This is a genomic window from Nonomuraea sp. NPDC050691 (assembly GCF_040654455.1).
GTDB lineage: Bacteria > Actinomycetota > Actinomycetes > Streptosporangiales > Streptosporangiaceae > Nonomuraea.
Genome location: NZ_JBFAIA010000004.1, coordinates 61,655 through 74,252 on the forward strand (window position 1 = coordinate 61,655; position 12,598 = coordinate 74,252).

The 12,598-nt window shown below is 73.5% G+C and carries 12 protein-coding genes; 6 read left to right on the forward strand and 6 right to left on the reverse strand.

Translation table 11 applies throughout. The annotated features are described in order from the left end of the window. Positions 1-77: 77 nt before the first annotated feature. Both AB0H81_RS02845 and AB0H81_RS02850 read left to right on the forward strand, forming a co-directional pair. Positions 78-968, forward strand: coding sequence for an alpha/beta hydrolase (locus AB0H81_RS02845; protein WP_358368294.1), 891 nt, complete (start codon positions 78-80; stop codon positions 966-968). Between the two features lie 14 nt (positions 969-982). After that, positions 983-1,885, forward strand: a complete 903-nt coding sequence (locus AB0H81_RS02850) for an oxygenase MpaB family protein (RefSeq protein ID WP_358368297.1) — start codon at positions 983-985, stop codon at positions 1,883-1,885. 399 nt (positions 1,886-2,284) lie between these two features. On the opposite strand, the gene AB0H81_RS02855 is transcribed toward AB0H81_RS02850, so the two are convergent. From AB0H81_RS02855 to AB0H81_RS02865, 3 genes are read right to left on the reverse strand one after another with little or no spacing between them, the layout of a single operon-like run. Further along, complete coding sequence (locus tag AB0H81_RS02855) at positions 2,285-3,184, reverse strand: PD-(D/E)XK nuclease family protein (protein ID WP_358368300.1); 900 nt, start codon at positions 3,182-3,184, stop codon at positions 2,285-2,287. 48 nt (positions 3,185-3,232) lie between these two features. Next, positions 3,233-3,949, reverse strand: a complete 717-nt coding sequence (locus AB0H81_RS02860) for an MBL fold metallo-hydrolase (protein ID WP_358368302.1) — start codon at positions 3,947-3,949, stop codon at positions 3,233-3,235. A 41-nt stretch (positions 3,950-3,990) separates the two neighbouring features. After that, positions 3,991-4,623: a DUF6758 family protein gene (locus AB0H81_RS02865; RefSeq protein ID WP_358368304.1), complete on the reverse strand. Its 633-nt coding sequence runs from the start codon at positions 4,621-4,623 to the stop codon at positions 3,991-3,993. An 82-nt stretch (positions 4,624-4,705) separates the two neighbouring features. On the opposite strand from AB0H81_RS02865, the gene AB0H81_RS02870 reads away from it, so the two are divergent. Next, positions 4,706-5,092 (forward strand): NUDIX domain-containing protein, encoded by a 387-nt coding sequence (locus AB0H81_RS02870; RefSeq protein ID WP_358368307.1) that lies wholly within the window; start codon positions 4,706-4,708, stop codon positions 5,090-5,092. A gap of 36 nt (positions 5,093-5,128) precedes the next feature. Here the strand turns inward: AB0H81_RS02870 and AB0H81_RS02875 are convergent, their stop codons facing one another. After that, positions 5,129-8,443, reverse strand: a complete 3,315-nt coding sequence (locus AB0H81_RS02875; protein WP_358368309.1) for a hypothetical protein — start codon at positions 8,441-8,443, stop codon at positions 5,129-5,131. Between the two features lie 67 nt (positions 8,444-8,510). On the opposite strand from AB0H81_RS02875, the gene AB0H81_RS02880 reads away from it, so the two are divergent. After that, complete coding sequence (locus tag AB0H81_RS02880) at positions 8,511-8,678, forward strand: hypothetical protein (protein WP_358368311.1); 168 nt, start codon at positions 8,511-8,513, stop codon at positions 8,676-8,678. A 383-nt stretch (positions 8,679-9,061) separates the two neighbouring features. Here AB0H81_RS02880 and AB0H81_RS02885 read toward each other — a convergent pair whose 3' ends face one another. Beyond that, the gene (locus tag AB0H81_RS02885) at positions 9,062-10,198 is read right to left on the reverse strand and encodes a CPBP family glutamic-type intramembrane protease (RefSeq protein WP_358368314.1); all 1,137 of its coding nucleotides are present in this window, start codon (positions 10,196-10,198) and stop codon (positions 9,062-9,064) included. Between the two features lie 100 nt (positions 10,199-10,298). On the opposite strand from AB0H81_RS02885, the gene AB0H81_RS02890 reads away from it, so the two are divergent. Then, positions 10,299-11,036 (forward strand): hypothetical protein, encoded by a 738-nt coding sequence (locus AB0H81_RS02890; protein ID WP_358368317.1) that lies wholly within the window; start codon positions 10,299-10,301, stop codon positions 11,034-11,036. Beyond that, positions 11,033-11,581 carry a DUF6529 family protein gene (locus AB0H81_RS02895; RefSeq protein ID WP_358368320.1) on the forward strand — a complete coding sequence of 183 codons (549 nt, stop codon included), beginning with the start codon at positions 11,033-11,035 and terminating at the stop codon, positions 11,579-11,581. Before AB0H81_RS02890 ends, AB0H81_RS02895 begins: the two co-directional genes overlap by 4 nt. Here AB0H81_RS02895 and AB0H81_RS02900 read toward each other — a convergent pair. Continuing rightward, positions 11,578-12,522, reverse strand: coding sequence for a CoA ester lyase (locus AB0H81_RS02900; RefSeq protein ID WP_358368323.1), 945 nt, complete (start codon positions 12,520-12,522; stop codon positions 11,578-11,580). The genes AB0H81_RS02895 and AB0H81_RS02900 overlap by 4 nt on opposite strands. Positions 12,523-12,598: the final 76 nt, after the last annotated feature.

Sequence of the window (12,598 nt, forward strand, 5' to 3'; positions counted from 1 at the left end):
ACAAGTCGCCTGAAGTCGCACCAGCGTACTCAGTTCGCCGGTGTCGGACCGCTGACCTCGGGGTATTGTTGCCCCACGTGAGTACGCCGCGATTCCTGAACCTGCCACCTGGCGTCACGCCGCTGAAGCTCGAAACGCCCCAGGGCGTTTTCGCGGCTCTGGAGGCGCTACCCGTCAGCGGCGTGGTGGAGCGCTGGCCGGCCCTGCTGGTGCCGGGCCTGACCGGGAGCAAGGAAGACTTCATCGCGGTCATGCAGACGCTGGCCCAGTCGGGCCGCCGGGTGCTCGCGGTCGACCTGCGCGGGCAGTACGAGACGCCCGGCCCCGACGACCCCGGCGCCTACACCTGCGCCGCGCTCGGCGCCGACATCGACCTGCTGGCCCAGGTCATCGGCGACGGCGAGCCGCTCCACCTCGTGGGCCACTCCTTCGGCGGGCTGGTCACGCGGGAGGCGGTCATCGACGGGCGCACCAAGTTCGCCTCGTACACGCTCATGAGCTCGGGCCCGGCCGCGATCGTCGGACGGCGGGCGCACGCCAGCCGCCGGATCATGGACGAGGTGCCGCGGTTCGGCCTGGAACAGGTGTGGCACGACAGCTTCGAACCGGAGGCGCTGTCGGCGGGGGTGCCCGACGACATCCTGGCGTTCCTGCGCAAGCGGCTGCTGTCCAACTCCCCGGTCGGCCTGGCGCGCATGGCCGAGGAGGTCGTGAGCATGCACGACCGCACCGACGAGCTGCGCCAGGTCGAGGTGCCGACGCTCGTCCTGTTCGGAGAGCACGACGACGGCTGGCCGGCCGACGTGCAGGCCGAGATGGCCCGGGCCCTCGGCGCGGAGATCGTGGTGGTGCCCGGCAGCGCCCACTCCCCGGCCGTGGAGGCCCCGGAGACGACGGCCGCGGCACTCGTCAGGTTCTGGAACCGGGCCGAGACCCGCCACATGGACACCAGGTCCGCCTCCGTGTAATCCTGCTGCCCATCATGGCCGGCATCGACGAGATCGTCGTCCAACGTCCCGAGAGCGTCACCTGGCGGGTCCACCTCGACCGCGCCATGTGGGTCGGCGGCGTCCGCGGCCTCATGCTCCAGGCGCTGCACCCCCTCGCCATGCGCGGCGTCTGGCAGAACTCCTCGTTCCAGGACGACCCGTTCGGCCGGCTGCGCCGCACGGCCGACTTCGTGGGCCGGGTGACGTTCGGCAGCCCCGAGGAGGCGGCCGAGATCGGCCGGCGGGTGCGGGGCATCCACCGGAGCCTGCGCGTCACCGACCCGGTCACGGGCGCGGCGCACCGTGTGGACGACCCCGAGCTGCTGCTGTGGGTCCACTGCGCCGAGGTGTCGTCGTACCTGGAGGTGGCCCGGCGCGGCGGGCTCGGCCTCACGGAGCGGCAGGCCGACCGCTACCTGAGCGAGCAGCGCAAGAGCGCCACGTACGTGGGTCTGCACGCCGAGGACGTGCCCGGCTCGTGCGCCGAGATGGACGCCTACCTCAAGGCGGCACGGCCGTCGCTGCGCGTCACCGAGGAGGCCGCGGCGACCGTGCGGTTCCTGCTGTGGCCGCGGCTGCCGCGCGAGCTGCGGATGCTGTCGGCGGGCAAGCCGCTCTACTTCCCGTTCGGGGCGCTGTGCTACTACTCGCTGCCGGAGTGGGCACGGCGGATGTACGGCGTGCTGCCCGAGGCGCCGCCGGGGCTCGTGACGGCGGGGCTGCGGGCGTTCCGGCTGGTGTTCAACGGCCTGCCGGAGCCGGTGCACGACCGGGCGTTCATGCCGGCCACACGGGCCATGCTGCGGGGCTGTCGGGAGCGGCTCGGCGCGGCCGGCTACGACGTGAGCAGGGGGCTGCGGGGCCTCACCGACCCGCGCCGCGCCCCCAAGACCTGACCCCTACCCAAGCAGGACCTGGCCCCTGCCCGAGCCCTGCCTCCAACCCGAGCCCTGCCTCCTGTCCGGTCAGAGCCTGCCCATCCCAACGCCCGCCCCCTGTCCGAGCCCTGCCCTCCACGGCCGTGCCTGCGAGGCGTGGAGCCCTGGATCGAGGCCGGTGCAGAATCCGGCGGCCACGATGGGAGCCGACGCCCCACCCGCGCTTCCCTCTCGGGGTCGCCTCTGGGGGCCCCTAGGGGGCTCTGGGGGTTCTGGGGGCTCCGCCCTCGCGGGTCCGCCCCAGCGGAGCCTTCCGAGCTGTCCTTCCCCACTGGAACTTCCCTACCGGACCCTCCCCGCGGAGTCTCCTCACCGGCTCGCCCCTGCGGATGTCCTTTGGCAGGGGCGGTGCCGGTGCTACTCGGCCAGGCCGTCCCAAGGGTTGCGGTCGGAGCCGGCCGTCCGGCCCTCGGGGCAGTGGCGGCGGAAATCACACCAGGAACAGATCGGCCCCGGGTTGGGCGCGAACAGCGCGTCCACCTCGGCCGGCACCTGCGGCGCCGTTCCCTGCGCGGCCCGGCCCCGCGCGGAGCCGGACGGCGCGGCCACGGCCTCCCGGTAGCGCTCGTCGGCGACCGACGCCTCCTCCGCCACCTCCTCGGCCCGCCGCAGGTGCCTCCCCAGCGACTCGTCCGTGTGCCGCCACTCGACGATCTCGCCGGTCGGCAGGTGGTGCAGCTCGACCTGGTGGCAGGGCGTGCGCATCATCCGGGACGCCGCGATGGCGTAGACGGCCAGCGCGAGCGACGAGCGGGCGTCGTCCTGGGTGAGCGGGCGTCGTCCGGTCTTGTAGTCGACGACCACCAGCTCCTCGCCCCGCCGGTCGAGACGGTCGATCCGCCCGGACAACGCGACGACCTTGGTACGGGTGGCGACGGTGCGCTCCACGCCGACCGGGTCGTCGGCGGGATCGAGGGTGCTGACGTACCCGGAGACGAGGTCACGGGCGCGGCCGAGCCATCGCGCCGACTGCTCCTCGTCGCGGAAGCCCTCCTTGATCCACCCGTTGGTGAGTAAGAGGGCCGCGGTCAGCGGGGTGCGCCGCTCGTACGGCTCGCGCCACCAGCCGGCCAGCGCGTTGTGCACGCTGGCGCCGACGCTGTTGTGGGCCCACGCCGGCCCCTTGGCCGGCTGCGGCCGGTCGAGGTAGGTGAACCGGTAGCGGCGCCGGCAGTCGAGCCAGGTGTTGAGCCGCGACGGCGTGCACGAGTAGAGCCGCCGCGGCATCCCCTCCAAGGGAAGCTGCACCGTGTTCATGGCCTCCACTCCGTGAAGGCGGCTCGGTCGCTGAGGAGCCGCCGCACCCTAGTCGTCGTCCGGGTCGAGCTTGATGCCGGCGATGCGGGTGCCGTCGGCGAGCGGGCCCTCCTCCTCGTCGGCGGAGGTGGTGCGGGTCAGCGAGCCGGACACCCAGTCGTCGAAGTGGGGCTCCAGGTCGCCGATGGTCACCTCGTCACCGTGGGCGGGCAGCACCCTGGTGTCGCCGGGCAAGGTGAACAGGCGCCCCCCGATGGCGGTGAGCTGGTCGGGCAGGGCGGGGTATTCGCCGCCGATCTTGCCCGGCCCGTCGGCCTGCAGCGTCTTGCCGGTGAACACGGCGCCCAGCGCCTCGGAGTACAGCGACACGCCGCCGGGGCTGATGCCGGGCGTCTCCATGACGTCGAGCTGGATGTCGGCGACGCCGAAGACGCCGTCGTCCTCCATCTCGATGTCGGGCCACGTCTCGGACCAGGTCTCCCGCCACAGCGGCTTGTCCTTGGGGTGGAGGGCGATGACGGCCTCGTCACGGCTGGCCACCTCGATGGCCGCGCCGATGTGGTCGGGCAGGCCATGGGTGCAGATGACGGCGAGCACCTCACGCTCGCCGACCTTCTCCATGATTTTGTCGGCTTCACGCGCCGGGTCGATGACGATCACCTCGTCGTCGTCGCCCACGATCCACGTGTTGTTCTCGACCTTGTGCTCGGCGCCGTCGATGTCGACGACGCCCTCGGTCACCACTCGCTCGATACGCGCTGTCACGCTTCCGAAGCCTAGTCCGTCCGGCCGACGCAGCGTACTGCTCAGCGGCCGAGGCGTGGCGAGAACGCCCCGAAAGGCAGGTCGAACTCGTGGTCACGAAGATCGAGGAGGCTCAGGTCGGTGAGGGCGATCAGGCAGCCCGCGTCGGCGGGCCAGGCGATCGTCCAGATCCAGTTGCCGAGCGCCTCGCCGGCGTAGACGGCACGATCGGCCGCCGCGCCGACGCACCACAGCGGCGTGGGATGGCCCAGTACCTCGACCTTGGCGTTCGGCGGCCCCGCGTCGAACCCCTCCCCCGGGTCGGGCCCGCTCAGCCCGGCGAACGCCGCGCCCAGTCCCAAGCCCGGCTCCTCGGCGACGACCAGCATGTCGGCCGGTCCCTCGCTGAGCGACGGGCCGCTGAGCGCGACCACGCTCGCCCTGCCGCCGGTGCGCTCGTCGCCCGCCTCGGCGAACCCTGTGACCAGCCACCCGGCGGGCAGCGGCCAGGGCATCCACACGGGGACGACCGAACTCTTGCGCAGCGCCTGGGCTGCGACGTCGGAGGGCGGGTAGGGGGGCTGGAAGGGCAGGACGTCGCCATGCGCGTCGCACCGCCATGCGCTGGACCACGCGTTCGGCCCGTGAAGCGGGCCGAAACACCGTGGGCAGGTTGGAGCCGCCTTCACAGTCATCAACGTTGCGTCGTGGAGCCCGGTGCCGTCAAGGGCGTCGCCGTCCGGTCGCCGTAATGTTGGTCAGGTGCGCGTAAATTGTGTGGGCGCGATCATCACGGACGGCCAGGGCAGGCTGCTGCTCGTCCGGCGCGGCCACCCGCCGGGCGCGGGGCTGTGGTCGATCCCGGGCGGCCGGGTCGAGCCGGGCGAGACGGACACCGCGGCCCTGGAGCGCGAGGTGCTGGAGGAGACGGGTCTGCGCGTGGCCGTGGGCCGGCTCGCGGGCGTCGTGGACCGGCCGGGCCCGGGCGGGGTGACGTACGAGATCCGCGACTATGTGGCCGCCGTGACGGGCGGCGCGCTGGCCGCCGCCGACGACGCGGCCGACGCGCGCTGGTGCTCGCCACGGGACGTCGCACGGCTGCCGCTCACCGAGGGGCTGGCCGAGGCGCTGCGCGCGTGGGGCGTGTGGCCCCTGCCCGCGTGACCCGGCGCCGGACGACCCGACGTGGCGGGTACGACGTCAGCGGCTGGATGTCAGGGTGGACGTCCACAGGATGAGGTGGTCGGCGTCGTAGGTGGTGCTGCGGCCGAGGCCCACCACCTCCGATCCGGCCACCGTGACCGCCGCCAGCCACTGCATGCCCGGTCCGCCGAGCCGGTCCTTGGTCAGGTCCGAGCGGGTCCAGGACGTGCCGTCCTGGGAGATCCACGCGGCGCTGTCGGCGTCGCCCTGCGTGCCGTGCCAGCCGACCGCCACCAGCCCCTGGTCCGTCGCCGCCAGGTCCTCCACGTCCGCCGCCTTCTCGGCCGGCAGCCACGCCGTGCTCCAGGAGGCGCCGTCGTCCCGCGAGACCGCCGCGAAGACCCTGCGGGCGCCCTGCACGCGGGCCACGCCGATGGCGACCAGCCTGTCCTGGTACGCGGCGACCTGGCTGAGCCCGGCCGAGGAAGCCCCGTCGGGGACGAGCCGCTTGCGGGCCTTCCAGTTGAGCCCGTCCTCCGAGACCCACACCACGCCGCGCTCCCCGTCACCGCCGCCGGCCACGCCCACCGCGACGTAGCCGTCCGGGGTGGCCGCCAGGTCGTGCACACGGACGCCTGTCCCGCCCTGCGGCAGCTTGCGGGATCGGGTGAACTTGCGCAGGTCGCGGGTGAACCAGAGCGCCGGGCCGGTGCCGCCGGAGGCGTTCGTGTCCTCGCCGGCCAGCACGTACCCGTCCGGGCCGGCCGCCACGGCCGTCACGGCGAGACGCGTGTGGTCCTGCGCGCGGGCCAGGTCGCCGGTCGCCGGGATCGTCCTCCAGGAGTGGCCGTCGTCCGATGAGACGAGCAGCGGCTCGGTGACGCCGATGCCCGCCTGTGTGGAACCGGCCGCGAGCCATCCCCGGCGGCCGTGGGCGACGTCGGCGAGCTCCTGCTCGCGCGGGCCGCCGAGGCTCATCGAGGTCCAGCTCTTCCAGTTGAGGCTGGTCCAGATGCCCGCGTCGCCGGAGGCGCTGCCGACCGCGACGTACCTCCCGTCGTGGGCGGCCAGGCCGCTGGTCTGGCGGGCGATCCGCGACAGGCCTTCCACGTCGGCCAGGCGCACGCGTGACGCGTCCCCGCGCGGCGGCGCGGACAGCAGCACGAGCTGGTTGTCGACGTCCGCCGCCGCCCGGTCGCCGCCCGCGAGCAGCGTGCCGGACTGCGTGATCGTGAACCCGCGCAGCGTGGCGCCGCGCAGCCCCGACAGGTCCGCCCGTTTCGTCCAGGTACGTCCGTCGGAGCTGTTCAGCACCGCGTACGAGTCCAGCTTGGCCTGCGCCACCACGGCGACGCCACCCGGATGGGTGATCACCGATTCGACTCCGGGGCTCTCGCCGCCGAGCCCGCCGATCGAGCCGCACTGCGCCCACTGCTCCCCGGACGGCGAGCAGTAGACCCGCACGGTGCCCTCGACCGTGCGTTGCCGGGTGGGCACGAGCATGAACTGCTTCGGCAGCACCGCCAGCGACCCGGCGCGCGGCAGCGCCTCCGGGAGCTGGAACCCGGTCGCCCGCCAGGTGCGCCCGCCGTCGGCCGACCGCACCACCCGGGAGCCCTCGCCCTGCGCCGGACGGGCCACCGCGACGACCGTGTCGCCCCTGGCCACGACCGCCCTCAGGTCGAACGCGTCCAGTTCGCGCAGATCCGTCCGCTGCCAGGCGCGGCCGTCGGCCGACCACCAGGCCGCCGGGCCGAGCCCGCCGTCCGCGAGGGCCGTGCCGCCCACCGCCACGAACCCCGACCGGGTCCGCGCGATGTCGGCCACCACGTCGCCGTTCCGGAACGCCGCCAGTCCGCTTTCCTCCACGGCCGCCCAGCCGAGGCCGTCGGCGCTCGTCCACAGGCCGCGTCCGCCGCCTGCCGGGTCGCCGCCGATGGCCAGCCAGCGGCCGCCGCCGCCGACGACCCGCCGCACCGTGGACGTGGTCGCGCCGCCGCTCACCTGGCCGAGCCGCCAGGTCTTCCCGCTGTCGGACGACACCAGGAACAGCGGGCGCGGGGTCGGGCTGGTCGTGTCACTGCCCACGGCGACCACGGTCTTACCGGTGGAGGCCATGTCGTTGAGCACCTGGTTGGAGCCGTCGCCGGCGGAGGGGACCGTGAAGAGGTCGTCGCCGGACCTGCCGTTGCCCGCCGCCAGGCGCAGCGCCGGGCCGGCCGGGGCGTTCCACCGCCACACGATCACAGTGCCGGCGATGACCAGGGCGAGCGCCAGGACGACGGCCACGGGGGCGGCCATGCCGCGCCGGCCACGCACGGGGCTGGCCCGGCGCACGGCCGAGGGGGCGGGTCCCCGGTGGTGGCGGCCGCCTGGGGCGCCGGGGCGGGGCGGACCGGAGGCGACGAGCAGGTCGGGTCTCGTCGGCCGCCCACCCGGCGGCCTGCCCACCCGCCGCACCTCGGGCTCGCTCCTCGGCTCGTTCCCGATGTCATTCCCGGGCTCGTTCCCGGGCTCGTCTTCGTGGTGTCCGTCGAGGTCGTCGTGCCCGGAGGTGGTGTAGGGCTCCCCACCGTGGGGCTTGTGGCGCGGGGCTCCTTCCCCGTGGGACGTGGCGTCGTGCCGTGGGGCGGCCTCCCCGTGAGAGGGCGGGTCCCCGTGAGAGGGCGCGTCCCCCCGGGAGCGCGTGTCCTCATGCGGTGAGCCCTCGGCGTGGGGTGGGGCGTCGATCAAGGGGAGAGGGGCGGCGACGTAGGGGCGGGCCCGGGACGGGAGGCCGTCGGGCTCGTCCTCGTCCTCGTCCTCGCCCGAGCCGCGCTCGCGCCCGGCGGCACCGGCCCGCTCGTCACGGTGACCGCTGTCGGCAACGGGGGGCACCTCGGGGCCCTGGTCCACGTACGGTCCCTGGATCACGTACGGGCCCTGAACCACGGGCGCTCCTTCGACCACGGGCGCGACGGGAGCGCTGTGGACCTCCTCCGGGCTGATGATCGCGTCAGGCTCGCGGGGCGAGTCCGGTTCCGGCGGGTTGTCGTCCTTCTCGAACCACGAGCGCGGCACCACCCCGGTCGGCAGCACCGCCGGGTCCACCACCTCGGGCGGCGCCACGCCCGCCGGTACGACGCCGGGGGGCAGGTCGTCCCTCCGCTCCGCCGCCGGGGCGCGGGAACCCTCGTCCTGGCGCGGGGGGCGGGGAGGGTGGGGACGGGGCGGGCCGCTGGCGACGAGCTTGTCGGGCCGGTTCACCAGCCGCCGGGGCCTGCGGCGCGGCTCGGCCTCCGGTTCGGCGGTCGGCGAGCTGTACGGCCGGCGTCCCCGGGGCGGCTCCTGCGGCTCCTCGTCCTCCGGGACGGGCGACGAGAACGGCGGCATGCCCCAGGGCGACGCGAGTGGTAATCCCCTGGCCCGGTCATCCGTGGGGCCGGGAGGAGAATGCCTGATGCGCGGCTCGTCCCGGACGGACGGGTCCTGGGCGGACGCGTCGCGGACCGACCGGTCCGAGGCGGACGGGTCCGACGTGGACGCCTCGCGGACCGACCGGTCCGGGGTGGGCGGGTCCGGGGGGGACGAGGGCGTCACGGACGGGTCGGGGGCAGGGGCCGGGTGAGGGTCGGCGTCACCCGGCGGTCGCCGTGGCGGGTCGCTGGGGCCGGAGGCCACGCGGCGCACCTCCTAGTCGAGCTCGTCGAACGGGTCGAACCTAAGGAACAGGGCAGAAACCACACCTCCGGGATTCGGCCGGGCGATCAGGACCACTCCAAGGCTTATGTCCACTTATAGGTGCCTATTTCGGGGTCCATGCGCCCACAGCATGGAAGGTTGGCACGCGTCGACAGGTACCCCGCCAGGCAGAGATGATCACCTCCGCTATCCTCGCCTCCCCACAGGATCCAGACCAGCACGCCGGAGCCAGAATGGCGAGACTTCTCTAGCGAGATTCCCCAGATCTGGCCCGATTGCGCCAAGCAGTCGCCCCACCAGCCGCCGGATTTATCCAGAGAGAACGCTGATTGACCGCTTTTTCGCGAGATAGAGGACTCCTCCGGTGAACACCCCGAGTTGCACCACGGTCCCCGCGAGCGCCTGCCACGGCACCGCCCCCTGCCGCAGCGCGTCGTCCAGGTTCCCCGCCGCCGCGCTCAGCCCGAAGGCCATCATGTTGTTCACCACGTGCAGCGCGATCGGCGCCTCCAGCCCCCCGGTCCGTACGGCCAGCCACCCCATGACCGCCCCGAACGCGAACACGTCCACGATCCCCGCCCCCGTGTAGCCGTGCAGCGAGGCGAACAGCGCCGCCCCGAGCAGGATCGCCCACACCGGGTTGCGCAGGTGCGCGCCCACCGCCTGGAGCACCCAGCCGCGGAAGATGTACTCCTCGGCCGCCGCCTGGAAGGGCACCAACAGCACGATCACCACCAGCGCCGGCAGGAACGCGCTCCAGCCCGCCCATCCGAACATGCCGGAGGTGTCCTCCCCCGACAGCGCGAGTGTCGCCGCCTGGGCGGCCTGCCCCAGGACCAGGGCGAGCACGGCCAGGCCCGCGCACCACAGCAGCCACGACCAGCGCAGCCGTCCGGCCACCGACGAGAGCGTGCCGGGCCGGCGCCGTTGCACGAGCGCGGCCGTGCCGAACACCAGCGGCAGCACCGCCGCGATCGACAGCAGCAGCACCGCCATCCCGAAGACGGGGTCGCCGAACGTCTCGTCAGGGGTGATCGGCATGGGCAGCCCGGCGAGCGCCGCGAACAACGAGCCGGCGAGGACCACCACGATCCCCACCGCGAGGAACCCCGCGGCCACCGCCAGGGTTCCGACGATCTGCCGCCACGGGCGGGCGAGGGGCGTCCTGGCGAGGTGGTCGTAGCGGGCGCCCGACGGCGTGGGCGCGAACCAGGACACCGGCTGCGGCAGCGGCGCCCCGGGATAGGCCGGCTGACCGGGGTAGGCCGGCTGACCAGGGTAGGCCGGTTGACCGGGGTGGGCCGGTTGGCCGGGATACGGCCGGCCGCCGTACGGAGGAGCGCCGGGAGGCGGCGCGGACTCAGGAGAGCCCGCGCGCCAGGGCTGGTGGACGGGCCCGGACGGCTCCGTGCCGTACGGAAGCTGGGGTCCTGAGTTCTCCTGCATCTTTACATTCTGTCCACCCGATGCGCATTAGTTCACAGACGGCGCCACGTTTTGGGCGGATGATCGGTCTGTCAGCATGTCGACCCTGGGAGCGGATCCAATGTCAAGGCTGGGACCTGTCCTCACCCTGGCGGCCGGCGCAGTGCTCGCCGCGGGGCTCGGTGTCGCCAGCATCACCGCGACACCCGTGGCGAACCGTACCCCCGCCGCGAGCGACACCGGCGCGTCCGGTGACGCGACCACCAACGAGACCGACGACACCACCGATACCGGCGCCGAGACCGCGGCGCCGGAGGAGAGCACGCCGGAGGCCACGCCCTCGCCGTCCCGCACGGCCAAGGGCCCGGCGAAGGCGGACTACGCGGGCCGCGTCGACCGCAACGGCGGCCTCATCGCCATCTCCGTCCGCGACGGCAAGGCCATCGGCTACTTCTGCGACGGCCGTACCGAGGCGTGGTTCAAGGGCGACGCGGCCGAGGGGAAGATCGGCCTTCAGGGCTTCGGCGGCGCGGCGGCCGGCGCCACCCTGGGTGGCGGAAAGGCCAAGGGCTGGCTGAAGGTCGGCGGCAAGCGCTGGACGTTCGACGCGCCGACGGTCAAGAAGCCGTCCGGCCTGTACCGGGCGACCGCGCAGGTGCGCGGCGCGAAGCTCCGCGCCGGCTGGATCGTGCTGAAGCGGCCGCAGGGCGGCTTCACCCAGGTCGGCGCGGCGTTCGAGGGCGAGGAGCAGATCGACGTCCCCGAGCTGAACGGCGACCGGCCGACCGACCCCGTGACCGCGGGTGACACCACGCTCTACCCGAAGGACGTCGACGGCTTCATCGAGGAGATGCGATGACCACCACCGTGCGCCGCCGGCAGCCCAGCGGCTCGGCCGTCCTCCTCACCCCGCTGCTCGCGGGTGCGCTCGTGGCGTTGGCGCTGGGCGTGTACGGCCGGCTCCACGCGCCCACGGGCTTCGCCGTCGGACCGGCGGGCTTCTCGGGGGCCCTGCCGATGAAGGCGTGGCTCACGATGGGCGCGTTCGCGCTGGCGATCGTGCAGGTCATCTCGGCCCTGTCGATGTGGGGGAAGCTGCCGATCCCCATCTCGCCGGTCGTGCACCGCTGGTCGGGCCGGCTCGCGTTCATCCTGACGATCCCGGTCGCGTTCCACTGCCTGTACGCGCTGGGACTCCAGTACGACGTGCCGCGGGTGCTCGCCCACTCGCTGCTCGGCTGCTTCTTCTACGGCGTGTTCACCGCGAAGATGCTGGCCCTCCCAAAGCGGGGCACGCCGGGCTGGACGCTGCCGGTGCTGGGCGGGCTGGTGTTCACGGCGCTGGTGGGGCTCTGGCTGACCTCGGCGTTCTGGTTCTTCACCACCGTCGGGGTGACGCTCTAGCCGGCTTCGCCGGGCTGGAACGTCTTCGTACGGCTCAGCCCGGCGGCGCGTCCCTTGGCGGCGACGACCAGCGCCATCTTGCGCGATGCCTCGTCGATCATCTCGTCACCCAGCATGACGGCGCCGCGCCGCTCGACCGTCGTGTGGTACTCGTACGCGTCGAGGATCAGCTCGGCGTGGTCGTAGTCCTCCTGGGTGGGCGAGAACACCGCGTTGGCCGCGTCGACCTGTGACGGGTGCAGCACCCACTTGCCGTCGAAGCCGAGGGCGGCGGCCCGCCGGGCCACCCGCGTGAAGCCGTCGACGTCCTTGATCTGGAGGTACGGCCCGTCGATCACCTGGAGGTCGTGGGTCCTGGCGGCCATGAGCAGCCGCATGAGGATGTAGTGGTAGGCGTCGCCCTCGGTGTAGCCGGGCGGCTGCTCGCCCACGACCAGGGTGCGCATGTTGATGGAGGCCATGAAGTCGGCGGGGCCGAACACCAGCGTCTCCAGCCGCCGGGAGCTGCCCGCGATCGTGTCGACGTTGACCAGCCCGCGCGCGCTCTCGATCTGCGCCTCGATGCCGATGCGACCCACCTCGAAGCCCTTGGCCTTCTCGATCTGGGTGAGGAGGGTGTCGAGCCAGACCACCTCGGTGGAGTCCTGGACCTTGGGCAGCATGAGGCAGTCGAGGCGGTCGCCGGCGCCCTCGACGACCTCGATCACGTCCCGGTACGTCCACTGGGTCGACAGGTCGTTGACCCGGACGACGCGGGTCTTGCCGGTCCAGTCGCCCTCGCGCAGCGCGGTGACCACGTTGGCGCGGGCCTCGTCCTTGGCCAGCGGCGCGACGGAGTCCTCCAGGTCGAGGAAGACCGCGTCCACCGGCAGGGTCTGGGCCTTCTCCAGGAACCGGGGGTTGCTGCCGGGCACGGCGAGAACGGAACGACGTGAGCGCATGCCGCACACGCTAGTGGTTCCGCCTGGGAGCGGGGGCGTTGGCGCGGCCCTCGGGGCCCAATCGGACGCGCTTCCC